Genomic DNA, 24,223 nt, shown 5'->3' on the forward strand with positions numbered 1-24,223 from the left:
CGCGGTCAGTGGTCCGCGGTCAGTGGTCCGCGGTCCGTGGTCCCCGTCCGGTCCGGGGCCGCCGCTCAGTCCGCGTCTCCCGCCCCGTCCGGCGGCTCCGCGAGGGCGCGGCCCAGGGCCAGCGCGGTCCGGACGGCGGCCGGGATGTCGGTGACCGGGTACTGGACGTGCCGCACGGTCCGCTCCCGGTCCAGGACCAGGACCAGCCGCTTGAGCCGCAGCAGCTGCCCGGCCCGGAAGGTCGGCAGCCGCAGCGCGGCGGCGAGCCGGGTGTCCGTGTCCGAGAGCAGCGGGAAGGGGATCGCCTCGGCGTCCGCGAAGGCCCGCTGCTCGTCGGGGCGCTGCGTGGAGACGCCGCGGACGGCGACCCCGGCCGCCGTGAACGCCCCGTACGCCTCCTTGAACAGCCGGTTCTCCAGGGTGCAGCCGACCGTGCCGGGGATGTCGTTCCAGCCCTCGGGCAGGGGGCTGGGGCGTCCGGTGGCGGGATAGCAGAAGAGGACCGTGACGGCGGCGGCCGGGTCGACCGGGTCGAGCGCGCCGCCGGTGTGCGCGGGGAGGGTGATCCGGGGCAGCCGGGTGCCGGGCAGGGTGTGGACGCGCAGCGCCTCGGCGCCGTCCGCGTCGGCGGTGGCGGTGAGGGTGCCGTCGCCGAGGACCCAGCGGTCGGCCCAGTCCTGCATGGAGACCAGGACGGGCAGCAGGTCGCGGCCGGCGGCGCTGAGCCGGTACTCGTGCCGGACGGGGCCCCGCTGGTAGGGGACCCTCTCCAGCACGCCGCTGTCGACGAGGTGGCCGAGCCGCTCGGTGAGGACCTTGCGGGAGATGTCGAGCTCGCGCTGGAGCTCGTCGAAGCGGTGCCGGCCGCGGGCGGCCTCGCGGACGATCAGCAGGCTCCACCAGTCGCCGATGACGGCGGCCGCCTGGGCGATGGCGCAGGCGGTGTCGCGATCGGGTACGGCTCGCGCCATGGCTCTCGCCTCCTTCGGGTTCGACGGGTCCATCCTGCGCCACCGCGGCAGTCCCCGATAGAAACTCACTCGCCAGTCGGTGATTCCCCCCGGAGCCTCACGTGCCCACGGCGCCGGCGCGCTCCTCCCGCTCGCCGCCGCCCTGATGCCCGGGCCCGGCGAGGCCGGGACCCCGCGCACGGGCCGCCTCGGCCCGGCGAATAAATCGCTTGTGGCCCTCCTGGGCGGTTCGTAGGGTGTGGGTACACGCGAAAGGAGGTGATCCGAAAACATGGTTTCTTTTCGGACTCGTGAGGTGACTGCGGGCTAAGGCCTGCCGTCGCACGATGTGCACCTCGGCAGGCCAGCTGCCGAAACCCAAGCAGTCACCCGACCCGTGGGCCGCCGGTAAGTCCGGCCGGCTCCCGTCCGAACCTAGGCGGACGGGACCAAGGCCCACGGGTCGTCTGCGTTCCCGGGGGCCTTCGGGCCGTCGTCCTCAGGCGTCCCGCCGCCGGAGCGACCACCACCCGGCGAGGAGCGCGGCCGCCGTCCACAGCGCGGTCACACCGAGCCCGCTCCAGGCGCCGAGCGTCCCGAGGGGTTCCTGGAAGAGGATCTGCTGCCCGGCGCGGTCCGGGAGCCAGGTCGCGACGCCCTCGGAGACCCCGCCGATGACGAAGGACACGATGAGGATGAACGGGATCAGGATGCTCAGCACCGCCGCCGCGCTGCGCAGCACGAAGGTCAGTCCCATCGAGAACAGCGTGATCAGCGCGAGGTAGAGCCCGGCGCCGAAGCAGGACCGCAGGGCGCCCGGATCGCCGATCCCTATCGCGTACTTCCCGAGGAACGCGTTGGCCGTGAAGAACATGACGAAGCCGGCCACCACACCCATGGCGAGCGCGGCCGTCCCCACGACCGCCGTCTTCGCCCCGTAGAGCAGGCCCCGGCGCGGCACGGCCGCCAGGGAGTTCCGCAGGGCGCCGTTGAGGAACTCGGAGGAGGCGGCGGTGGCGCCGAAGGAGATCGCGGCGATCTGCACGAAGTTCATCGGGTAGTAGATCCAGAACAGCGGGTCGATCTCGCCGGTCTCCGCCTCCGGCTGCCCGATGGCGGGGAAGACCGCCAGGGCGATCGCCGCCGCGGCGACGAGGACGGCGAGCAGCGAGCCGAGGCTCGACCGGATCGACCGGATCTTGATCCACTCGGAGCGGATCACGGCGGTGGGGGAGAGCGCGGACACGTCAGACCTCCTGCGGGGTAAGGGCGGTGAACTCGGCGGCGTCCGAGGTGAGGGCCAGATACGCCTGCTCCAGCGAGGCGCGCTCGTCGGCGAGTTCGAAGACGGGGATGCCCTCGCGGGCGGTGACCGCGCCGATCTCCTCGGCGGAGGCACCCTCCACCGTCCACCGGCCGTCCCGGTCGGCGGTGTCCCCGACCGTCCACCCCCGTGCGAGCAGCGTGGCCCGCAGCCGTATCGGATCGCCCGTCCGCACCCGCACCCGCGCGTGGCTGTGGGCGTCGATGAACTCCCGCATCGGCACGTCCGCCAGGAGCCGGCCCCGGCCCAGCACCACCAGGTGGTCGGCGAAGGTCGCCGTCTCGTTCATGAGGTGGCTGGAGACCAGGACCGCGCGGCCCTCGGCGGCCAGCCGGCGCAGCAGCCCGCGGATCCAGACGATGCCCTCCGGGTCCAGGCCGTTGGCCGGCTCGTCCAGCATCAGCACCCCCGGGTCGCCGAGGAGCGCGGCGGCGATGCCGAGCCGCTGCCGCATGCCCAGCGAGTAGCCGCGGATCCGGCGGCGGGCCGCGGACGTCAGGCCCGTCTCCTCCAGCACCTCGTCGACCCGGCGGTCCGGCAGGCCGTTGCTCGCGGCGAGGAAGCGGAGGTGGTCACGGCCGGTCCTGGCCGGGTGCGCGGCCTGCGCGTCGAGGAGCGCGCCGACCGTCCGCAGCGGCTCGTCGAGCGTCGCGTACGGCCGGCCGCCGATGGTGGCGGTGCCCGAGGTCGGCCGGTCGAGGCCGAGGACGAGCCGCATCGTGGTGGACTTCCCGGCCCCGTTGGGCCCCAGGAAGCCGGTGACGCGCCCCGGCTCGACACGGAACGTCAGCCCGTCGACGGCCCGGGTCGTGTGCCGGCCGCCGTACTGCTTCGTGAGGTTCGTGATGTCGATGCTGGTCATGGCTCAAGCCTCGCGGCCGGAGCCCTCCGTGCCATCCCCTGCCCGGGGGGACCGTCTCCCCCGTGCGGGGGAGCCGGGGGCGGGCCGCCGCTGCGAGGATGGAGGGATGTTCCTGCGCCCCCTGATCCGGGCGGTCACGTACACCCGTTGGCTGCACCTGGTGATCGGCGCGATCGTGCCGCTCGCCGCCGGACTGATCTATCCCGGACTCTCCTCCCCGACCCTCGGGGACTGGCTGATCGCCGCCGCGCTGCCGGTCCCGCTCGTCGCGGCGGTCGCCCTGATCCCCTCGGCCCGCCGCGCCGAGGGCCTCCAGGCCCGCCTGATGCTCTTCCCCGGCAAGCACGCCCGGGTGCGGAGCACGGCGTACGCCGACGGCGCGGCCACCGGCATCTCGGCGACCCCGTCCGCCTCCTGGGCGGACCGGGGCAGGACGGCCCTGTGGATGGTCTTCCGGATGGAGGCGGGCCTGCTGGCCTGGCTCCTGACGATCTGGCTGCTCCAGTGCACGCTGGTGCTGCTCGACACCTCGGTCGAGGAGCCCGTGGTGGGGTCCCTGACCCCGCCGCCCGGCCTGGGCTCGGTGGCCCTGGCCCCGCTGCCGTTCCTCGCCCTCCTCGCCGTGATCGTCGCGGGCGGCCGGCTCGACACCCGGGTCGCCCGCCGCCTCCTCGGACCGTCGGTGAAGGAGCGCATGACGAGCCTGGAGGAGCGCACGGAGCGCCTTCTCGAACGGAACCGGATCGCCCGCGAGCTCCACGACTCGCTGGGCCACGCCCTCACCCTGGCCGTGGTCCAGGCCGGCGCCGCCCGCGCGGCGAAGGACCCCGAGTTCACCGACCGGGCCCTCGCGACCATCGAGGAGACCGGCCGCGCGGCCCTGGAGGACCTGGAGCGGGTCCTGCTGCTGCTCCGCGAGACCGGCCGCCGGCCGGCCGGCGCGAGCCCCGGGCTGGACGAGGCCGCCCGTCTCCTCGACTCGGCCCGCTCCTCCGGCGCCCAGGTGGAGGCCGAGATCACCGGCCCCGTGGAGGAGCTCCCGGGGCCCGTCTCCCGGGAGGCGTACCGGATGCTCCAGGAGGCCCTGACGAACGCGCTGCGCCACGCGGGCCAAGTCCCCGTCGAGGTCCGCGTGACGGCCGAGCGGAGCCGGCTCCGCCTCCTGGTCACCAACCCCGTGCCCGAGGGCCGTCCCCCCGCCGTCCCCGGCTCCGGCAGCGGCCTGCGCGGCATCCGCGAGCGGGCCGCGCTGCTGGGCGGCGAGGCGAAGTCCGGTGTGAAGGACGGCGAATGGCGGGTCGCCGTCGTCCTCCCGCTGCGCTGACCGGGCGCGGGAACACACCTGACTAGGCTGACCGGATGACGATCAAGGTCCTCCTCGTAGACGACGAACCCCTCGTACGGGCCGGCCTGCGCGCCGTCCTGGAGGCCCAGCCGGACATCGAGGTGGTCGGCGAGGCCGCGGACGGCGCCGCCGTCGTCCCGCTCGTCCGCGGCCTGCGCCCCGACGTGGTCGCGATGGACGTCCGCATGCCGCTCATGGACGGCATCGAGGCCACCCGGGCGGTCCTGCGCACGGTCGACTCCCCGCCCAAGATCCTCGTCGTGACGACCTTCGAGAACGACGAGTACGTGTACGGGGCGCTGCGCGCCGGCGCCGACGGCTTCCTCCTCAAGCGGGCCCGGCCGGCGGAGATCGTCCACGCGGTCCGCCTGGTCGCGGAGGGCGACTCGCTCCTCTTCCCGGCGGCCGTCCGCGACCTGGCCGCCTCCTACGGCCGGGACCACCCCGCCAACGAGGCCCACGAGGCCCTGGTCCGGGCGAATCTGACGGACCGCGAGGAGGACGTCCTGCGCCTGATGGCCCGGGGCCTGTCCAACGCGGAGATCGCGACCCGGCTGATCGTCGGCACGGAGACCGTCAAGTCCCACGTGAGCGCGATCCTCGCGAAACTCGGCGCCAGGGACCGCACCCAGGCGGTGATCGCCGCCTACGAATCGGGTTTCGTCTCCCCGACCTGACCCCGCCGCTCGGAATCCGTTTCGCCGAACCCGGTGTGTTCTGGGTCACGTTCCAGTTGAATGGCCTGCATCAGGGGGGTTACCGGGGGGAGTGCCAGGTGAGTGCCTTCACGGGGTCCGCGAGGGACACCGCTTCCGTGCCGGGCGCGGGCGGCGATCTGCTCGCCGCGCTGCTCGACGGGATGGACGCGGCGCTGTGCGCGCTGGACGCGGGCGGGACGGTGACGCACTGGAACCGCGAGGCCGAACGGATCCTCGGCTGGCCGGCGGCGGAGGCCGTGGGGCGGCGCGGGTTCGACGGCTGGGCGGCGCGCAGCGCCGACGCGGAGGAGACGCTCGCCCGCCTGATGGGGGCGATGCGGACGCCGGGGCGGCAGGTGCACGAGCTGGCGCTGCTCCGCAAGGACGGCGGCCGGGTGCTGGTGCGCAGCCAGTCCGCGGGGGTGCGGGGCGCCGACGGGCGGCCCGCCGGCGTCTACTGCGCCTTCAGCGAGGTGCATGTGCAGATCGACCTGGAGCGGTCGATCGCGCTCAGCGAGGCCCTCTTCGACGACGCGCCCTGGGGCGTCGTCCTGATCGACGCGGACCTGCGCCCGGCGGTCGTCAACGGCTACGCCGCGAAGGCCATCGGCACGGGCCGTACGACCCTGCTGGGCCGTCCCCTGGGCGATGTCGTCGCCCGGGGCGTGGAGGAGCTGGAGGGCGCGCTCCAGCACGTGCTGGCCGAGGGCGCCCCGCCGGCCCCGGCGGACCTGTGGGTGACGCTCACGACGGCCTCGGGCACGGCGTCGGGCACGGCCTCGGGCACGGCGTCGGGCACGGCGTCGGGCGCGTCTGCGGGCGCGGGGGAGCGGCGGCGGTGCTGGCGCAGCGGTTTCGTGCGGCTCTCCTCGCCGATGACGGAGGAGCCGGTGCCGCTGGGCGTGGCATGGCTGTTCCAGGACGTGACCGCGGAGCGGCTCGCCGCGCGGGAGGCGGACCGGACCCGCTTCCGCTGGAGCCAGTTGCACCGGGCGGGCGTCGCGGCGGCCGAGTACGCGGATCCGGCGGAGGCGGTGGCCGTCCTGCTCGACTTCGCGCTGGCCGGGTTCGCCGACCACGGTCTGGTGGACCGGGTGGCGGGCGACCGGCGGCTGACGCGCGCGGTGGCCTCCCCGGCGGGCGCGCCGGACGGCGACGGCCTCGCCGGCGGCTTCGAGGGCGGTTTCCCGCAGCGGTACGGCTCCGATCACCCGGCCCTCCAGGCGTGGGACCGGGCGGGTTCGGTGCGGGTCGGGGCGGGCCGGGACGCGGCGGAGTGGGCGGCGGCCCGCCTCTGGCCGTCGGACACGGCGCACGCGCTGTGCACGGCCCTGCGCTCCCGGGGCCGTACCGTCGGCGTCCTCACCTTCCTGCGCACGGCCGCCCGGGGCGGCTTCGACCGCCAGGACGCGCTCTACGCGGAGACGGTCGCGGCCCGGGTGGCGGCGGCCCTGGACGTACCGCCGCTCGGCTGAGACCCGGTCCGGCCTCCGCACGCGCGCCTGTGCGTGCCCGGTCGTCTCACGCGCGCGTGCCGGGCGCCCGGTGGACGGATCAGTGCCGGTAGAAGATCCGGTCCGCGTACTCGGTCATCACGCGGCCGTTCCACTCGTGCCCGCCGTCGACGTTCCCCGAGCGCAGCAGCGGCGGCTCGATCCCGCGCCGGACCAACTCCTCGGCGGCGGCGGCCATCGCGGCCTGCATGAGGGCGCTGGTGACGACGGTGGAGGCCGGGGCGAACGGCGCCTCGATGCCCTCGTGGGTGAGCTCCGCGTCGCCGACCGCGATCCTCGAGTCGAGGACGATGTCGCAGTGGTCCTTGAGGTACGTCCCCGAGACGTGCCGGGACTTCGTCTCCGTCGCGTAGGCCAGCGAGGTGACGCCGATGACGGTGAGGCCGAGCGCGCGGGCGTTCATGGCCATCTCCACCGGCAGGGCGTTGCGGCCGGAGAGCGAGATGATGAAGAGCACGTCGCCAGCGGAGGCGGGCGAGGAGTCGAGGACGGCCCCGGCGAGCCCGTCGACGCGCTCCAGGGCGGAGCCGAGCGTCGCCGGCATGACGTCGACGCCGACGACGCCGGGGACGGCGAGCAGGTTCATCAGGGCGAGGCCGCCGGCCCGGTAGACGACGTCCTGGGCGGGGAGCGAGGAGTGCCCGGCGCCGAAGGTGAACAGGCGGTTGCCGTTCGCTACCGCCTCGGCGACGGCGGCCCCGGCGGCGGCGATCTCGGCGGAGTCCCCGTCGCGCACCTCCTGAAGCAGCCCGATCGCGGCGTCGAAGAACTGTCCGGCCAGCTTGCTCTCGCCCATGTGAGGAAGCTCCTTCTCGTCGAGGTCGCCGATCACGGTGCGGTCTGGACCATTGCTCTGTCAATACCGCCTCCCCCGCCCCGGCACCCTCACTTCTCCCGCTCCGGGGCGGGGGCCGCCCGGTTGTCGCCCCGATGCGCAAGAATTGGGGCAGGGCCAGCGCACGACTCATCGAGGGGCACGAATGTCCGGACTGATCGACACCACGGAGATGTATCTCCGCACCATCCTGGAGCTGGAAGAGGAAGGTGTGGTCCCGATGCGTGCCCGGATCGCCGAGCGGCTCGACCAGAGCGGACCGACGGTGAGCCAGACGGTCGCCCGCATGGAGCGGGACGGTCTGGTGGCCGTGGCGAGCGACCGCCACCTGGAGCTGACCGAGGAGGGACGCCGGCTCGCGACCCGCGTGATGCGCAAGCACCGCCTCGCCGAGTGCCTGCTCGTGGACGTGATCGGCCTGGAGTGGGAGCAGGTCCACGCGGAGGCGTGCCGCTGGGAGCACGTGATGAGCGAGGCCGTGGAGCGCCGCGTCCTGGAGCTGCTGCGCCACCCGACCGAGTCGCCGTACGGCAACCCGATCCCGGGCCTGGAGGAGCTGGGCGAGAAGGCCGAGGCCGAGTCCTTCCTCGACGACTCGATGGTGTCGCTGGCGGACCTGGACGCGGGCGAGGGCAAGACGGTGATCGTCCGCCGCATCGGCGAGCCGATCCAGACGGACGCCCAGCTCATGTACACGCTGCGTCGTGCCGGCGTGCAGCCCGGCTCGGTCGTCTCCGTGTCGGAGTCGGCGGGCGGCGTGCTCGTCGGCAGCAGCGGCGAGGCGGCCGAGCTGGACGCCGAGATCGCGGCGCACGTCTTCGTCGCGAAGCGCTGAGCCGGGGACGCGGGGCCCGGGCCCGGCGCTGAGGCCGGGCCCCCGTCACACGTGGCGCCGAGGTCGGCCCCCGTCACGCGTGGCGTCGAGGCCGGGCCCCCGTCACAGGTGGCGCTGAGGCCGGGCCCCGTCACGCGTGGCGCCGAGGCCAGGCCCCCGTCACAGGTAGGGCGCGAGCGCGCCCCACAGGCCGAGCGCGAGGACGGCGCCGGCGGTCAGCAGGCCGAGGGCGTGCTTCACGACGGTCGCGTAGGCCGGTTCGGAGGCGGCGTGCCGCCGCGAGGGGGCCTCGGGGTCGTACACCACGTGGATCTCGTTCGTGGCCCGGCCGGAGCCGTAGTGGGTGGTCAGCTCGTTGCCGCTGGCGTCGGTGAACGTGTAGTGACCCGCCCGCTTGCCGTTGGGGTAGTACGCGCGGGTGGCGACGACCGTGATGCCCCGGCGGGCGAGCAGCGTCCGGTCCCGCGCGCTGTTGACGGCGCCGACCGCGCCGAGGCCGCCGATGAGCAGGCCGGGAACCGCGCCGAACGCGGCCGCCCCCATCGCCCCGCCGTGGGCGGCGCCGGTCCACCACACGTACGCCGTGTAGGCGCCGAGGAAGCCGAGGACACCCAGCCACACCGCCCACCGGGGGATCGACCCCCTGCCCTCCGTGGTGGTGAGGAGGGCGCTGCCCGCGGGGTCGCGCCGCCTGGGCAGGGCCTCGGTCACGGCGGTGCGGAAGGCGGGCGCGGAGTACGTGTTGCCCTCGGGGAGCGGGCGGGTGACGCCGTCGGTCAGGACGAGCGCGAGCGTGGTCGCGCCGGTCTGCCGGACCTCCTCGACGGCGGCGAGCGGCACGGTCGTGACGATCCGGTCCTGTTCGATCGTCAGGTGATCGTCCCTCAGGATCGCGGTGTGGTCGCCCTTGGACAGGACTTGGGGACTGCGCATGACCGGGACGACCACCGAGCCGCCCGGGAGGTTGCGGTGTCGGCGGTCACGAATGGGCCACGGTCGTGCGACGGGTTCGGCGTGCGCCCCGTTTTACGCCGGAATGGCCCCGCGCGTGCTCTCGGCGTGCCAGGCTGAAACGAGCTGCGTGCGCTGCGTGATGCGCGGAAGGGTGGGGCCATGCGACCGAAGAGGGCCATGCGACCTACGAGGGCCATGCGATCGGCAAGGGCCACGCGGCCCGCCGGGGAGCGGTCCGCGGGGGCCGCGTGCCGGCTGCCGCACGTCCCGGGGAACCTTCCTGACGGAGTGTCCGAAACGGCAGAGGGCCCCGGCGCCTCGCGGCGCCGGGGCCTGCCCTCCCCTGTTCCGACCTGGAGCCCCGAGCTCCCAAGGTCGGTCCCTCCGGACCGTTTTCCCCGAGCGGTCCGCCTCCCGTTGAAGATCTCCCCTCGGCGGCGCGCGCCAATCCTTGAGGCCCGTCACTCGAACGAGGGGTGTTGGGTGGCAGAAGCGCATTTTCGAATGTTGGTTCGATAGTCTGGCGGGGTTCGACGGGAAAGAGGGGGTGCCAGACATGGCGCGACGACTCGACGTCACCGGAGCCGACGGCATCCGGCTGGCGGCCTGGGACTTCACGGTGGAGGGCACGGTCCACGACGGGACCGCACCCGAGGCCCGCACGCCCACGCGTACACCCGCCGTGAGCATCGCCCGCCAGCCCACCGCGCCGGAGGACCGTGCCCGCTCGGCGTCCGCCACGGCCCCGCCCGTGCCGGACGCCGAGCGGTCGGCGGCCCCGGTCTTACTGCTCCACGGCCTGATGGGCCACGCGGGCCACTGGGCCCCCGCCGCGGGCCTCCTCGCCGGCGGGCACCGCACGCTCGCGCTCGACCAGCGCGGCCACGGCGCGAGCGAGAAGCCGCCCGCCGGCCCCTTCACGCGCGAGGCGTACGTGGCGGACGCGGCGGCCGTCATCGAAGGGCTCGGACTCGCCCCCGTCACCCTCGTCGGCCACTCCATGGGCGCGCTCACCGCCTGGCAACTGGCCGCCGAGCGCCCGGACCTGGTCCGCGCCCTGGTCATCTGCGACATGCGGGCCTCCGCGCTCGGCGCGGCCTCGCAGCGCGCCTGGCAGGACTGGTTCCGCGGCTGGCCGGCGCCCTTCCCGGACCTGGAGGCCGTGCACCGCTGGTTCGGCGCGGACGACGCGTGGGTGGAGACGCCCAACCCGGCGCGGGGCGCGTTCTTCGCCGAGGTGATGACCGAGCGGCCCGACGGCTGGCACCCGGTCTTCGACCCCGGCCAGATGCTCACCTCCCGCGAGACCTGGGTCCACGACGCCCACTGGGACTCCCTCGCCCAGGTCCGCTGCCCCACCCTCGTCGTCCGCGGCCTCGACGGCGAACTGGGCCGTGCCGAGGCCCAGGAGATGGTCCGCGTCCTCCCCCACGGCGCCTACGCGGAGATCCCCGACGCCGGCCACCTCCTCCACTACACCCACCCGGAGGCCTGGGCCGAAGCGGTGGAACCCTTCCTGACCGGCGTCCTGACCCCGTAACCCGCCGGCCATCGGCCCCGCTCTGTCGCACCCCTCCCGTACCGTGCGGCCATGAGCGTCTCCCTCTACTACTCCGCGCGCCGCCCGGAACCGCTGACCGCCGCGGAACGGGCGGCGGTCGACCGGGTCGTCGCCGCCCACCTGTCGGCGTTCCCGTACGACGACACCGAGAGCCTCTGCCTGTACGAGGACGCCGACCACGAACCGGACGGAATCGTGGCCGGCTCCACGAAGCTGCCCCTCGACACGGACCGCGTGGTCCCGGTGATGATCCACGTCCTGGACTCCGTCACCGAACTGCGCCGCGCCCTGCCGGGCGCGGACTGGCACGTCCACATGGACGACCTCGACGTCGACTGGGACGAGACGGAGGGCTACGGATTCCCCGGCCTGCGCGACGAGGACCCCGGCGCGGCCTGAGCGCGGGGCCGTCCGAGCCCGGGTGTCGTCCGAGCCCGGGCACGTCCTGAGCCCGGGTGTCGTCCGAGCGCGGGTGGCGTCCGAGCGAGGGCGCGTCCCGAGTCCGGGCGCCGGAAGGGGACCCCTCTGTATTCCTTCGCCCCGGACGCGGTACGGTCCCTCCCACGGCGCGTCGAGCGGTACGTCTCCGCGCCGCCCATCACGAGGGAACATCAGGGGAACGCATGCGCATATCTCTGCGCCACCGCCTGGCCACCGCGGCCACGGCGCTCGGCCTCACCACGCTCGGCGTCCTCGGCGCGGGCGCGGCGCCCGCCCAGGCGGCACCCGCGGACTGCCCCGCGGGCTACTTCTGCGCCTGGAAGACCGACAACGCCACCGGCACCATGTACAAGACGAACGTGGACGTCTCCACGCTCGGCACCTGGGACAACCAGTTCCGCACGGTCTCCAACCGCACCGGCAAGTTCGCCTGCCTCCACGACGACGCGAACTACGGCTACAACGGCAACATCGGGGCCGTCGCCCCCAACCCCTCGGGCACCGAGTGGGGCGGACCCGGCAGCACCAGCGTCAGCTCCGTCCGCCTGGTCACCACCGAGCGCGAGTGCGGCGGCTACGAGCCGTACCCCTACTGGTACGCCAACCCGCAGGCCACCGCGCCCGCGTTCGGCGACCTGAACGCGGACAAGACGGCCGACGTCCTGGTCCGCGACAAGGCCGGCCGCCTCTGGTTCCTCCCCGGCGACGGCAGCGGCACGATGGTCGGCTCCGGCGGCTGGAACGTCATGAACGCCCTGACCCGGCACGGCGACTTCTCCGGTGACGGCAAGGAGGACGTGATCGCCCGCGAGGCGTCCACCGGCAAGCTGTGGCTGTACAAGGGCTCCGGCACCGGCTCCGTCGGCTCGCGCGTGCTGATCGGCACGGGCGGCTGGAACTCCATGAACCACCTCACCGCCTTCGGCGACATGACCGGCGACGGCCGCTCGGACCTCCTGGCGGTCGAGAAGTCCACGGGCAAGCTGTGGCTCTACCCCGGTACGGCCACGGGCCCGCTCGGCGCCCGCAAGCTGATCGGCTCCAGCGGCTGGAACTCGATGAACGCTCTCATCGGCTTCGGCGACATGACCAAGGACGGCAAGGCCGACCTCCTCGCCCGCGAGCCCTCCACCGGCAAGCTGTGGCTGTACCCGGGCAAGGTCGACGGCGTCGGCAGCCGGGTGCTCATCGGCGGCGGCTGGAACGCGATGGCCTCCTTCCTCCCGGTCGGCGACCACTCCGGCGACGGCTACACCGACATGGCCGCCATCACGAACAGCAGCTACTGGTCGAACCTGGGCCAGGGCGAGGGCAACCTGGTCAGCTACGACGGCCGGTCCACGAACGGCTTCCAGACGGGCGCCCTGGAGAGCGAGTCGTGGCACGGCCTGAACGGCCAGTTCTGACACACCACGCATGGGGACCCCGGGTGCGAGGGGCGGCCGCCGCCCCTCGCACCCAGGGCCCGGGGAGGGAAGAGATGCGCAAGACGATGAGACGGGGCCTGGCGTCCCTGCTGGGCCTGGCCACCCTGGGAGCCCTCGGAGTGGCGACGGCCGCACCCGCCCAGGCGGAGCCGAGCGACTGCCCGAAGGGCTACTTCTGCGCCTGGACGACGGCGCACGCCACGGGCACGATGCTCAAGACCGACAAGAGCATGCCGACGCTCGGCACCTGGGACAACAAGATCCAGTCGGTCTCCAACCGCACGAACATGTACGCGTGCGGCTACGACGAGCCCAACTACAAGACCTCGTACTGGAGCGTCGGCACCCGGGAGCCCGACCCGGGTGGCACGGAGTGGGGCGGCTTCGGCATGAGCTCGGTGAGCTCGATCAAGCTCGTTCCCACGTATCGCGAGTGCGAGGGTCCCGCGTACCCGAGCTGGTACGTCTTCTCCGACGCCTCGACCCGGTCCTCCTTCGCCAACCTGGACGGCAACCTCTCGGCGGACCTCCTGGTCCGCGACAAGGTCGGCCGCCTCTGGTTCCTCCCGGGCAACGACACCGGCAAGCTGGTGGGTTCGGGCTGGAACGTCATGAACGCCCTGACCCGGCACGGCGACTTCTCCGGTGACGGCAAGGAGGACGTGATCGCCCGCGAGGCGTCCACCGGCAAGCTGTGGCTGTACAAGGGCTCCGGCACCGGCTCCGTCGGCTCGCGCGTGCTGATCGGCTCGGGCGGCTGGAACTCCATGAACCGCCTGACCGCCATCGGCGACATGACCGGCGACGGCCGCTCGGACCTCCTGGCGGTGGAGAAGTCCACGGGCAAGCTGTGGCTGTACCCCGGTACGGCCACGGGCGCGCTCGGCGCCCGCAAGCTGATCGGCGCGGGCGGCTGGAACTCGATGAACGCGCTGGTCGCCCCCGGTGACCTGAACGGCGACGGCCGGGACGACCTCCTCGCCCGCGAGGCGTCGACCGGCAAGCTCTGGCGCTACCCGACCAAGACCGGCGGCCTCGGCTCCAGGGCCCTCGTCGGCGCCGGCTGGAACGTGATGACCACGTTCGTCGGCATCGGCAACATCGAGTACGGCGACCCCAACGACCTGCTGACCATCACCGGCAGCGGCGCCTCGACCTCCCTCACGGGCAACTCCTGTCAGGGAGCGGGCTGCATGATGGTGTACACGGGCAAGGGCACCGGCGGCCTGAACGCGGGCGCCGGCCACGACAGCGACTACAACTGGGACGACATGAACGCCGTCTTCTAGGAGCCCGTGGCACGACGCAGGGCCTCCGCCCCGACCGGGACGGAGGCCCTGACGCATGCGCCGCCCACTAGCCTGGCCGGGTGATACGTGCCTGGCTGACGCCGACCCTCCTGGTCCTCGCGGGGCTGCTCGCCGCGGGGAGTCGTGCGGCGGATGGCGGGTGGGGCGTCGGCCTGGTCCTCCTGGCAGTCCTTCTCCTTCTCGCCTTCGTCGCCTCACCCGCCTTCTTTCCGAGGTCGATCGGTGCGGCGGAGGCTCTGCGCCGTAGTGGGACCGACGGCCGACCGGTGGTCTACTGGCGGCCGGGCTGCACGTTCTGCATGCGGCTCCGGGCCCGGCTCGGCGTCCGGGCCCGTCAGGCGTACTGGGTGGACATCTGGCGCGATCCGGAGGGCGCGGCCGCCGTCCGCGCGGTGAACGGCGGGAACGAGACCGTGCCCACGGTGCTCCTGGACGGGCGTCATCACACCAACCCCGACCCGGCCTGGCTTCGCGACCGGATCGACGGCCCCGCCCACCCGGATGCGGGTCCGCCGGGGCGCTGACCGTGCCGTCAGACCTTCGCGAGCGTGGCGCGCAAGGCCGTCGAGGCGGCCGTCACGTCCTCCACGAAGGAGCTCCGGCCCGAGGTGAGCGCCGCGCGGGAGGCCACCGCCAGGGCGTCGCGCCACGGCTCGGCGAGGGCGGGCAGCAGGTCCTCGGCCAGGTCACGGGCGCGGCGGACGATGGAGTCGCATATGAGGTGGGTCTCCAGCGCGACGCGCCAGGACTCCGCCACCTGCCCCTCCCGCAGCAGCAGGTCCGCCATCGCCGTCAGCGAGGCCGCCTTCGCGGCGAAGGTGGACCCGCTCCGCACCCGCACCGAGGCCGAGTACGACTCGTGTTCCGTCAGCTCCTTCCGCAGCCGCACCATCTCGTCCAGCGGCAGCGGCGCGTCCTTCCGGTCCCGCAGCAGCGACTCGCCCGCCGTGAGGGCCTGCGCGAGGGACGGCGGCAGCGGCAGCGCGGCCAGCTCCTCCTCCCGGGCCACCGAACCCGGCGCCACCGCCTCCGCGCGGGCCAGCACCGGCTCCGCCTGCCGCGTCCGGCCGGCCAGCCGCAGATGCAGGCCCTCTCTGGCCAGTGCCTGGCCGAGGCCGCCGACGCCCGCCTCGGCGGCCTCCCGGACCACCTGGTTCACCGCCAGCGCGGCGTCCCAGTTGCCGTGGGCCGCCTCCAGCCGGGACGCGGTGTCCCCGGCCGCGTCCGCCATGTACCCGGCCTCCTCCCGCCCGAGACCGCCCTGCTGCCGCGTCAGGTCCTGGTAGCGGGCGAGCGACTGCCGGGCGCAGGCCAGAGCCTGGTCCACGTCCCCGACCTTCAGCTGCACCGTCGCCGCCAGTGCCAGGATCCGGGCGAAGTCCGCGAGCAGCGGATGCGGAGAGTCGTACGCCCCCTCCTCCACATAGGCGCCGATCGCCCGGTCCACGTCCACCAGCGCCGCTATCGGGCGTCCCGCCTCGCCGTACGCCCGGGCCCGGCGTATCAGCGCGTCGGCCGCCAGCAGCGGCGCGTTCGGCAGCCGGCTCCTCCCGTAGGCGTCGACGCACGCGCCCAGGTCCTCCGCCGCCGCCCCGTGCCGTCCGAGCGCGATCCGGGTGGAGGCCCGCGAGTAGAGCAGCGCGCCCCGCATGTGCCACAGCTGCGGATCGTCCGGAGCCGCCCGGAACAGCTCGTCGAGATGCCCGGCCGACCGGTCGAAGGCGTCGAGCGCCGCCTGGGCCCGGCTCGGCAGCACCTGGTGCCTGACGCCCTCCTCGTACGCCTCCTGTGTCAGCCGGGTCAGCCGCTCCCGGTCCACGCCCGGCGCCACCGCCGGTGCCACGGTCTCCGCCTCCTCCTCCGCGCCCTTCCTCTTCCGCCGGCCGAAGAACCCCATGCGAACCTCCCCCAGTCGTGACCCGTCCCGTACCCCTCGCCAGCATCATGGCCCGCTCTCGCCGCCCCGACACCCCTGTGGACGACGGCCTGTGGAAAACCCTTCGCGGCCGTCTTCCCCGCCCGGATACGGTCTCCGCCATGACCAGCCCCGCCCCCAGCCCGCAGACCCGGCCGACGACGACCCTCTGGCGCCCCACCGGCCCCGAGGAGCTCGCGCTCGTCCGCGAGCTCGGCTGGCGCGGCTGGCCGCCCCGCCTGCCCGAGCAGCCGATCTTCTACCCGGTGCTCGACGAGGACTACGCGATCCGCATAGCCCGCGACTGGAACGTGAAGCACAGCGGCTCCGGTCACGTCACCCGCTTCGAGGTCGACTCCGCGTTCCTCGCCCGCTACCCCGTCCGGCAGGCCGGCGGCCGCACGATCCTGGAGCTGTGGGTGCCGGCCGAGGAGCTCGACGAGTTCAACGCGCACATCGTCGGCCCGATCACCGTGACCCACACGTTCCGCTGATCAGGACGGCCGATACGGTCGGCGCCGGAACACGCACCTCGTCCCGTCCGTAGGAGTATCGATTTTGCGCGCTGCCATCAGAAGAAGCCTGGCGTCCCTTCTGGGGGCCGTGACCCTGGGGGCCGCCGGGCTGGCCGGAGCCGCGCCCGCCCAGGCGGCGGTCTCGGACTGCCCCGCGGGCTATTTCTGCGCCTGGACCAAGGAAGACGCCCAGGGCACGATGCTCAAGACCCGTACGAACATGCCCACCATGGGCGCGTACGGCACCCGGTTCGGCTCGTACATCAACCGCACCTCGGCGATCGTCTGCATGTACACGTCGGCCGACTACTACCCCTGGAACGGCTACTGGTCGGAGAAGCCGGCCGTCAACGGCTCCTGGACCACCGGCCCCATGTTCGGCATGAGTTCGCTCAAGTTCGTCCGGACGGACCGCGAGTGCTCCCGGAACGCCTACCCGGACTGGTCGTCGCAGACCTCGCCCAAGGCCGCCGGCTTCGGTGACCTCGACGGCAACCGCAGGGCCGACCTGCTCGTCCGCGACAAGGCGGGCCGTCTGTGGTTCACGCCCGGCGACAGCACCGGCCGGCTCGTCGGCTCCGGCGGCTGGAACGCCATGGACGTCCTCGTCCGGCACGGCGACCTCAGCCGCGACGGCAAGGAGGACGTGATCGGCCGCGAGGCGTCCACGGGCAAGCTGTGGCTCTACCCCGGTACGGGCACGGGCGGCCTGGGCGCCCGGAAGCTGATCGGCTCCGGCGGCTGGAACGGCATGTCCCGGATCGCCGCCGTCGGCGACCTCTCCCGCGACGGCCGCGCCGACCTCCTCACGGTGGAGAAGTCCACCGGGAAGCTGTGGCTCTACCCCGGTACGGTCTCCGGCGGCCTCGGCGCCCGCAAGCTCGTCGGCTCCGGCGGCTGGAACGCGATGGAGACCCTCCTCGCCGTCGGCGACCGCAGCGGCGACGGCCGCGCCGACCTCGCCGCCGTCACCAACGCGGACTACGTCATCGACGGCCACCGCGGCAACCCGGGCTGGCTCCTCACCTACGAGGGCCGGGGCGACGGCGGCCTCGCCTCCCCCGACCGCCGCGACGGCGAGTGGTGGGGCCTCAACGGCGTCTTCTGACCGCCGCACCCACGGAAAGGGGCGTCCACGCGCGCGTGGACGCCCCTTTCCGCATCGGTCGCGGTGCCGTCAGCTCCTGCCGACCGCCGCCAGGATCTCCGGCAGCCGCCGCACCATCCGCCCCGACATCAGCCGCAGCGCCCCCCACAGCAGCAGCGCGCCGTAGGTCACGCCCAGCGGGAGCAGCAGCCACAGCAGGCCGTGGTGGTCGGAGACGCGCAGCCAGACCAGCAGGCCGATCAGCGGGGCGCACAGCAGCGGGCCGCCGAACATGCCGCCGAAGATCGCCGCGACCGCCATGCCGCCCTGACCGGGCGCCACGTTGCGCCGCGAGTCCTGGGGGATCCCGTACGGGTAGTTCACCGACGCGACCACACCCAGCGCCAGCATCGCCCCGAGCAGGGCGAACGCCAGGCCGAAGACCTCGGGGAGCTGGGTCCAGCCGCCGGTGACCAGGGCCGTCGCCACGGCCACGACCACCGTGAACGGAACGGTGATCGCGATCATCACGTAGGCCCGGTCGCGCAGTTCCGCGTAGGCGTCCGCCGGTGACGCGATCGTCTGCGCCACCATCCAGAACGCCGACGAGTCCTGCCCGAACTGGTTGAACATCTGCACGCCGAGCATCCCCGACGCGAAGCACGCCCAGAAGACCGAGCCGCTCTCCTGGAAGGCGTTGAACAGCGGGACGAGCGCGCCGACCGCCAGCGCCGACACCCAGGCCGCCTTCGTCTTCGGATCGCGCCAGATGTAGCGGAAGCAACGTTCCATCACCGCGCCGGTACGCCCTCCGGGCAGCAGCCGCGCCAGCAGCCCGCGCCCCGCCGCCGGGTCCTTGACCGTCTCCGGGGCCGCGCCGATCGTCGAACCGTCCGGCTCGACCATCAGCCGCACCAGACTCCGCCGCCACCACCACAGCAGGGCCACCAGGGCCGCCACCGCGGGCAGCAGCCGCGCCACGGCGAGCACGAGGTCACCGTCGGCCGCCGACCGCACCGCGGCCACCGCCGAGGCCGGCGGCAGCCAGCCCACCGCCGACGCCACCGTGTCGAGCACCGACAGGTCCTTCGCGCGGCCCAGCGCCTGGGCGCCGAAGTTGACCGCCTGGATGCCCAGCGCGATCACCAGACCGCTCAGCAGCGCCATGTCCCGGCCCTTGCGGGAGGTCAGCAGCCGGACGTTCGCCGTCGCGATCGCCCGCGACAGCGCCACGCACACCAGCAGCACCAGCGGCACCGCGAGCACCGCGAACACCGTCGCGGCCGTCCCGTGCGCGACGGCCGCGACGGCGCCGACGGCCAGACAGAGCGTGAACAGCGGGCCGATGCCCACCAGGGAGGCCACGAGCAGCGCCCGTACCAGGGGCTGCGGCCGCAGCGGCAGCATCACGAGCCGCGACGGGTCGAGCGTCTCGTCGCCGCTCGGCAGGAACAGCGGCATCACCGCCCAGCCGAGCCCGAAGACGCCGACCGTCAGCACCGCGACCGCCCCGGCCGCCTCGTGCCCCCGCAGCAGCAGGAAACCCAGCACCATGAAGGCGGCGATCAGCAGCACCACCACCAGGGAGGCGACGAACGCGGCCGTGCGCCCGCCCGACTGCCGCAGCGCGTTCCGCATCAGCGACAGCTTCAGCCGTACGAAGATCGGGGTGAGCGACGGCTCGGCGGCGGTGGCGCCCACCGGTGCCGACGGCCCGGAGGCCAGGGCGCTCACGAGCGGTCTCCCGGGGCGCCGCCGCCCAGCCAGTCCAGCGAGTCGCCCGCCGCCGCCCGGTCGTGGGCGCCCACCAGCTCCAGGAACGCCTCCTGGAGGGTGGCGGCCGAACCCTTCACCTCCGCCAGCGGACCCTGCGCCCGGATCCGGCCGCCGGCCATCACCGCGACCCAGTCGCACAGCGACTCCACCAACTCCATGACGTGGCTGGAGAAGACGACGGTGGCGCCGGAGGAGGTGTACCGCTCCAGGACGCCGCGGATGGTCTGCGCCGACACCGGGTCGACGCCCTCGAAGGGCTCGTCGAGGAAGAGCACGTCCGGGTTGTGCAGCAGCGCCGCCGCCAGACCGATCTTCTTCCGCATGCCGGTCGAGTAGTCGACGACCAGCTTGTGCTGCGAACCCGCCAGGTCCAGCACGTCCAGGAGCTGGGTGGCCCGCTTGTCCACCTCCGCGCCCGGCAGCCCCCGCAACCGCCCGCTGTACGCGAGGAGTTCACGGCCCGAGAGTCGCTCGAAGAGCCGCAGCCCCTCCGGCAGGATGCCGATCCGGGCCTTCACCCGCGCCACCGACTCGGGGTCCTGCCACACGTCGTGGCCCGCCACGCGGATCCGGCCCGCGTCCGGCCGCAGCAGGCCGGTGATCATGGAGAGGGTGGTGGTCTTCCCGGCGCCGTTGGGCCCGACGAGCCCGATGAACTTCCCCGCGGGCAGCACCAGATCGATCCCGTGGACCGCGATCTGCTGCCCGAACCGCTTCCACACCCCCTCCACCTGCACCGCGGGCGCCGCACCGGAGGTATCCAGTGCGGCGCCCGTCGGTTCGAACGTCCCGTCAAATGCCTGGTCGGGCATGGTCCGTCAACCCTTCGGTTGTCCCCGTACGGCGCTGTTCGCGCCATTCGGGCCAGCCTAAGGGGCCACCCGGAGAAACCCCCAGGTCACTGACGGCGGGACCGTGATTCCGCCGCCTCGCGCCCGCACGCGTACGCGAGCGCGCTGATCAGCTCCTCCGCGTCCGGCAGCCAGCGGTTGGCGGGCGTGGGGCGCCGCGCCCACTGCACCGCGCCCCGGCCGCCGATCCGGGTGGGCGGCGCCGCCACGTAATGACCCTCGCCACGCGTGGTGAGGTCGAGCGAGGCGGGGGTCCAGCCGAGCTTGCGGATCAGGTCGGGCACCTTGGCGGAGGCGCCCGGCAGCACGAAGAAGAACATCCGGCGGTCCGGGGTGCAGGTCACGGGACCCAGCGTCAGCTCCATCCGCTCCATGCGGGCGAGCGCGAGGAAACCAGCCGCCTCCGGCACCTCGATCGCGTCGAAGGTGCGGCCGGTGGGGAGGAGGATCGAGGACTTCGGCTGCTTCGACCACATGCGCCGGGCGCCGACTCCGCTCCCGGTCGCCAGCGTCGCCCAGTCGGGCTTCACGGCGTGTCCGCCGGGCAGGGGGCAGTCGGCGGTGCCGCAGGAGCAGCGCTCCCGGCCCTCGACGGCTTCCAGCCAGGTCCCCGGGAACACGTCCCAGTGCCGCTCTTCCGCATACCGCACGGCGCTGTCGAGCAGCTGCTCGCCTCGCTGCTTGGGGATCTGTGCGGCTTCCGTCGTGACTCCGATGGTCTCATCCACGTCGAAGACAACTGCCCCCGTCACCTGGGGTTACGGGCGCGGCGGCGCCGGGAGTGAGGCATCGATCCTGCATGCGGGGCGCATGGGTGCACGCGCGGGGGCGCGCGGGGGACCGGGGAGCGGGTGAGGGGTACGGAAGAGGGCGGGGCGGACACGGCACGGGGCGGGGCGGGGTGCCGCGGAACCGCCCACCGGTCTGTCCGGTTTCGCGTGTTCACATCGGCATTGACCTGATATCCGCAGGGCAGTGATCACTCCGTGTCCGTGTCCGTACCCGTCCCGTCTGGGGGTTCCACTCATGGCAGCCAGGCCACTCGTGCCGCGACAGCCCAACGAACGGCTCCAGGCGCTCATCCAGGAGTCCGCGTGTTCCAACGCCGGGCTCGCCCGCAGGGTCAACATGGTCGGCGCGGAGCGCGGCCTCGACCTGCGGTACGACAAGACCTCGGTGGCGCGCTGGCTGCGCGGCCAGCAGCCGCGCGGCCGGGCGCCCGGCATCATCGCGGAGGCCATCGGCCGCAAGCTGGGGCGGACGGTGACGATCGACGAGGTGGGGATGGCCAACGGCCGGAACCTCGCGGCGGGCGTCGGCCTCCAGTTCGCGCCGACCGTGCTCGGCGCGATCGAGCAGGTCTGCGAGCTCTACCGCAGCGACGTGGGCCGCCGGGAGTTCCTGACCGGTTCCGCGGTCGCCGCCTCCGCGCTCGTGGAGCCCAGCCGCGACTGGCTGATCACCGGCGCGGACGCGCAGGTGGCGCGCGCGGCCGGGGCCCGGGTCGGCCGCGCCGACGTGGCGGCGGTCCGGGAGATGACGGCGGCGCTCGTCGACCTCGACCGGCGCTTCGGCAGCGGGCACGTCCGCCCGGTGGTGGTCCACTACCTCGACAGCGTGGTCTCCGGGATGCTGTCGGGCTCCTACCGGGAGGCGGTGGGCCGGGAGCTGTTCGGCGCGGTGGCCCGACTGACCGAGCTGGCCGGGTACATGGCCGTCGACACGGGCGAACCGGGCCTGGCGCAGCGGTACTACATCCAGGCGCTGCGGCTCGCGCAGGCGGCCGGCGACCGCGGCTACGGAGGGTACGTGCTGGCCGCGTCGATGAGCCACCTCGCGGCGGAGCTCGGCAACCCCCGGGAGATCGCCCAGTTGGCGCGCGCCGCGCAGGAGGGGACCCGGGGCGGGGTGCCGCCGCGGGCCGAGGCGATGTTCCTGGCGGCGGAGGCGCGCGGGCACGCGCTGATGGGCGACGCGCGGGCCTTCGAATCGGCGGCGGGACGTGCCGTACGCGCGCTGGAGGCGGCCGATCCGGAGTCCGGCGACGACCCGGCGTGGATCGCCCACTTCGACCAGGCCTACCTCGCGGACGAACTGGCGCACTGCTACCGGGACCTGGGGCGCGCCGACGCGGCGGTCCGGGCGGCGGAGGAGTCGCTGGCCGGGCATCCGGAGGGGCGGGCGCGACGGCGGGCGATCGGGCTCGCGCTCCTGGCGCACGCGCGCGTACAGCAGCGCGAGGTGGAGGAGGCCTGCCGCACGGGCACGCGCGCGCTCGAACTCCTCGGCACCCTGCGGTCGTCGCGCGGAGCGGAGTACCTGGAGGACCTGAGGGAGCGCCTGGAGCCGTTCGCGGGCGAGGCGGTGGTCAGGGAGTTCGACGCGCGTCTGGAGGTGCACGCGGCGTGAGCGGACGGTCCGCGGGCCGTCCGGGTTCCGTGCGAAGGGTGTTACCGGGCTCACACGTGTGTGCGGAGCGGCGGACGCACCCGGTAGCGTGAGCCGACGATTCCGTAGGTCCATCAGTAGGAGTCCCGGTGACGCAGAACGGACAGGGTCCGGAGCAGGGGGGCGCGCAGGCGTGGGGCGGTGCCTGGGGCCCCGCGGGCGGCCGGCCCCAGCCCGGCGGGCAGCCGCTGCCCCCCGCGCAGCCGCTGCCCCCCGAGGCGCCGGCCGCCGGTGATCTCCAGGCCACGCAGTACATCGCGCCGATCCCGCCGCAGCCGCAGGGCGCGCCCGGGGCGATGCCGCCCGCCGGTCCGCCGGCCGGGTACGGCTACCCGCCGCCGGTCGCCGCGCACGGCGGCGACATGCAGGCGACGCAGCACATCGCGCCCGTGCCGGGGGGCGTGCCGCCGATGGGCCCGCCCGCCGGGTACGGCTACCCGCCGCCGGCCGCCGCCCCGGTCGCGGACATGCAGGCCACCCAGCACATCGCGCCGGTCCCGCCGCAGGGCGGCCCCGGCGACGGCTCGCAGACGCAGTTCCTGGGGACCGGCCGGCTGCCGCAGCCGCCGGCGCCGGCGGGGGCCTCGGACGCGACGCAGTACATCGCGCCCGTACCGGGCGGAGGACCGGTGCCGGGCGGGGCCATACCCGGCGGCGCCGGGCCGTCGCAGCCGCCCGCCGAGTTCGACAGCCTGTTTCGGGACTCGGCGCCGGCGCAGCCCGCGCCCCCGGCGTACCAGCAGCAGGCCCCGGCTCCGTACCAGCAGCACCCGCAGCACCAGCAGCACCCGCAGCAGCACCACCAGCCGCCGCAGCCGCAGCAGCAGTACGGCTACCAGGGCGGGGGCGGTTACCAGGCGCCCGGCGGCCACCAGGACGCGTACTACTACGACGACGAGCCGGAGCCGGCGCGCCGGAAGTCGCCGGTCGCGCTGATCGCGGCCGTGGTGGTGGGCTGCGCGGTCGTCGGCCTCGGCGTGGGCGCCCTGCTGAGCGGCGGCGACGAGGAGAAGGACCCCAAGGCCGGGCAGAGCGTCGCCCCGAGCTCCGCGCCGTCGGCGACCGGCGACGGCGCCTCCCCGGCGCCGGAGAAGAAGGACGACCCGGCCGAGCCGCAGGCGAAGGAGCTGGACAAGCTCCTCGCCACCAGCAACGACAGCCGGGACACGGTGATCAGCTCGGTCGAGTCGATCAAGCAGTGCAAGAACCTCGACAAGGCGGCCGCCGATCTGCGCGGTGCGGCCGAGCAGCGGCGGAGCCTGGTGACCAAGCTCCAGTCGCTGAGCGTCGACAAGCTCACGGACCACGGGGCGCTGACGGCGGCCCTCACGCGCGCGTGGCAGGCGTCCGCGGCGGCCGACGACCACTACGCGGGCTGGGCGGACCAGATGAAGGCCAAGAACGCCTGCAAGGGCGGCCAGGCCAAGTCGACCAACCGCTTCAAGGCGGCCAACGAGAAGAGCGTCGAGGCGACCGCGGCCAAGAAGGAGGCGGCCGGGCTGTGGAACCCGACCGCCGGGAAGTACGGACTGACGAAGCGGTCCGCCACCCAGCTGTAGGAGGCGGGCCGGGGGC

Annotated in this window: 22 protein-coding genes; 13 read left to right on the forward strand and 9 right to left on the reverse strand. The window is 74.0% G+C overall.

Annotated elements, in window-relative coordinates:
* Positions 1-65: 65 nt before the first annotated feature.
* The 3 genes from ACFQ8C_RS06170 to ACFQ8C_RS06180 form a co-directional block, all read right to left on the reverse strand.
* Complete coding sequence (locus tag ACFQ8C_RS06170) at positions 66-971, reverse strand: winged helix-turn-helix transcriptional regulator (protein WP_383452770.1); 906 nt, start codon at positions 969-971, stop codon at positions 66-68.
* Between the two features lie 478 nt (positions 972-1,449).
* Positions 1,450-2,196 carry an ABC transporter permease gene (locus ACFQ8C_RS06175; protein WP_383452772.1) on the reverse strand — a complete coding sequence of 249 codons (747 nt, stop codon included), beginning with the start codon at positions 2,194-2,196 and terminating at the stop codon, positions 1,450-1,452.
* A gap of 1 nt (position 2,197) precedes the next feature.
* Complete coding sequence (locus ACFQ8C_RS06180; protein ID WP_383452774.1) at positions 2,198-3,136, reverse strand: ABC transporter ATP-binding protein; 939 nt, start codon at positions 3,134-3,136, stop codon at positions 2,198-2,200.
* Positions 3,137-3,242: 106 nt separating this feature from the next.
* Between ACFQ8C_RS06180 and ACFQ8C_RS06185 the strand changes: the two genes are divergently transcribed.
* The 3 genes from ACFQ8C_RS06185 (at position 3,243) to ACFQ8C_RS06195 (ending at position 6,654) form a co-directional block, all read left to right on the forward strand.
* On the forward strand, positions 3,243-4,460 hold the full coding sequence (locus tag ACFQ8C_RS06185; RefSeq protein WP_383452775.1) for a sensor histidine kinase: 1,218 nt from the start codon (positions 3,243-3,245) through the stop codon (positions 4,458-4,460).
* A gap of 35 nt (positions 4,461-4,495) precedes the next feature.
* Positions 4,496-5,158, forward strand: coding sequence for a response regulator (locus ACFQ8C_RS06190; RefSeq protein ID WP_383452776.1), 663 nt, complete (start codon positions 4,496-4,498; stop codon positions 5,156-5,158).
* A 98-nt stretch (positions 5,159-5,256) separates the two neighbouring features.
* The gene (locus tag ACFQ8C_RS06195; protein ID WP_383452778.1) at positions 5,257-6,654 is read left to right on the forward strand and encodes a PAS domain-containing protein; all 1,398 of its coding nucleotides are present in this window, start codon (positions 5,257-5,259) and stop codon (positions 6,652-6,654) included.
* A 79-nt stretch (positions 6,655-6,733) separates the two neighbouring features.
* On the opposite strand, the gene ACFQ8C_RS06200 is transcribed toward ACFQ8C_RS06195, so the two are convergent.
* On the reverse strand, positions 6,734-7,489 hold the full coding sequence (locus ACFQ8C_RS06200; RefSeq protein WP_383452779.1) for an SIS domain-containing protein: 756 nt from the start codon (positions 7,487-7,489) through the stop codon (positions 6,734-6,736).
* Between the two features lie 184 nt (positions 7,490-7,673).
* On the opposite strand from ACFQ8C_RS06200, the gene ACFQ8C_RS06205 reads away from it, so the two are divergent.
* Positions 7,674-8,363 carry a metal-dependent transcriptional regulator gene (locus tag ACFQ8C_RS06205; protein ID WP_383452781.1) on the forward strand — a complete coding sequence of 230 codons (690 nt, stop codon included), beginning with the start codon at positions 7,674-7,676 and terminating at the stop codon, positions 8,361-8,363.
* Between the two features lie 159 nt (positions 8,364-8,522).
* On the opposite strand, the gene ACFQ8C_RS06210 is transcribed toward ACFQ8C_RS06205, so the two are convergent.
* Positions 8,523-9,296, reverse strand: a complete 774-nt coding sequence (locus tag ACFQ8C_RS06210; protein ID WP_383452783.1) for a hypothetical protein — start codon at positions 9,294-9,296, stop codon at positions 8,523-8,525.
* 577 nt (positions 9,297-9,873) lie between these two features.
* On the opposite strand from ACFQ8C_RS06210, the gene ACFQ8C_RS06215 reads away from it, so the two are divergent.
* The 5 genes from ACFQ8C_RS06215 (at position 9,874) to ACFQ8C_RS06235 (ending at position 14,580) form a co-directional block, all read left to right on the forward strand.
* A complete protein-coding gene (locus tag ACFQ8C_RS06215; protein WP_383452785.1) occupies positions 9,874-10,857 on the forward strand; it encodes an alpha/beta fold hydrolase in 984 nt (327 codons plus the stop codon).
* Between the two features lie 51 nt (positions 10,858-10,908).
* Entirely contained in the window at positions 10,909-11,277 is a 369-nt protein-coding gene (locus ACFQ8C_RS06220; protein ID WP_383452787.1) for a hypothetical protein, read from the forward strand.
* A 224-nt stretch (positions 11,278-11,501) separates the two neighbouring features.
* A complete protein-coding gene (locus tag ACFQ8C_RS06225; protein WP_383452789.1) occupies positions 11,502-12,725 on the forward strand; it encodes an FG-GAP-like repeat-containing protein in 1,224 nt (407 codons plus the stop codon).
* Positions 12,726-12,799: 74 nt separating this feature from the next.
* Positions 12,800-14,035: an FG-GAP-like repeat-containing protein gene (locus ACFQ8C_RS06230; RefSeq protein WP_383452791.1), complete on the forward strand. Its 1,236-nt coding sequence runs from the start codon at positions 12,800-12,802 to the stop codon at positions 14,033-14,035.
* 80 nt (positions 14,036-14,115) lie between these two features.
* Entirely contained in the window at positions 14,116-14,580 is a 465-nt protein-coding gene (locus tag ACFQ8C_RS06235) for a glutaredoxin domain-containing protein (protein ID WP_383452793.1), read from the forward strand.
* A gap of 8 nt (positions 14,581-14,588) precedes the next feature.
* Here ACFQ8C_RS06235 and ACFQ8C_RS06240 read toward each other — a convergent pair whose 3' ends face one another.
* A complete protein-coding gene (locus tag ACFQ8C_RS06240) occupies positions 14,589-15,953 on the reverse strand; it encodes a hypothetical protein (RefSeq protein ID WP_383452795.1) in 1,365 nt (454 codons plus the stop codon).
* 140 nt (positions 15,954-16,093) lie between these two features.
* Between ACFQ8C_RS06240 and ACFQ8C_RS06245 the strand changes: the two genes are divergently transcribed.
* Together ACFQ8C_RS06245 and ACFQ8C_RS06250 are read left to right on the forward strand one after the other, a co-directional pair.
* On the forward strand, positions 16,094-16,465 hold the full coding sequence (locus ACFQ8C_RS06245) for a hypothetical protein (RefSeq protein WP_383452797.1): 372 nt from the start codon (positions 16,094-16,096) through the stop codon (positions 16,463-16,465).
* Between the two features lie 64 nt (positions 16,466-16,529).
* Complete coding sequence (locus tag ACFQ8C_RS06250) at positions 16,530-17,594, forward strand: FG-GAP-like repeat-containing protein (RefSeq protein ID WP_383452799.1); 1,065 nt, start codon at positions 16,530-16,532, stop codon at positions 17,592-17,594.
* A 69-nt stretch (positions 17,595-17,663) separates the two neighbouring features.
* Here ACFQ8C_RS06250 and ACFQ8C_RS06255 read toward each other — a convergent pair whose 3' ends face one another.
* From ACFQ8C_RS06255 to ACFQ8C_RS06265, 3 genes are all read right to left on the reverse strand, one after another.
* On the reverse strand, positions 17,664-19,307 hold the full coding sequence (locus tag ACFQ8C_RS06255) for a transporter (protein ID WP_383452801.1): 1,644 nt from the start codon (positions 19,305-19,307) through the stop codon (positions 17,664-17,666).
* On the reverse strand, positions 19,304-20,161 hold the full coding sequence (locus ACFQ8C_RS06260) for an ABC transporter ATP-binding protein (protein ID WP_383452802.1): 858 nt from the start codon (positions 20,159-20,161) through the stop codon (positions 19,304-19,306). Before ACFQ8C_RS06260 ends, ACFQ8C_RS06255 begins: the two co-directional genes overlap by 4 nt.
* Positions 20,162-20,247: 86 nt before the next feature.
* The gene (locus tag ACFQ8C_RS06265; protein ID WP_383452803.1) at positions 20,248-20,928 is read right to left on the reverse strand and encodes a bifunctional DNA primase/polymerase; all 681 of its coding nucleotides are present in this window, start codon (positions 20,926-20,928) and stop codon (positions 20,248-20,250) included.
* A gap of 298 nt (positions 20,929-21,226) precedes the next feature.
* Here ACFQ8C_RS06265 and ACFQ8C_RS06270 point away from each other — a divergent pair, with 298 nt between their 5' ends.
* Positions 21,227-22,609 (forward strand): transcriptional regulator, encoded by a 1,383-nt coding sequence (locus tag ACFQ8C_RS06270; protein WP_383452805.1) that lies wholly within the window; start codon positions 21,227-21,229, stop codon positions 22,607-22,609.
* 128 nt (positions 22,610-22,737) lie between these two features.
* Positions 22,738-24,207, forward strand: a complete 1,470-nt coding sequence (locus ACFQ8C_RS06275; protein WP_383452807.1) for a hypothetical protein — start codon at positions 22,738-22,740, stop codon at positions 24,205-24,207.
* Positions 24,208-24,223: the final 16 nt, after the last annotated feature.

Origin of the sequence: Streptomyces sp. NPDC056503, from assembly GCF_042794995.1 — a bacterium.
GTDB lineage: Bacteria > Actinomycetota > Actinomycetes > Streptomycetales > Streptomycetaceae > Streptomyces.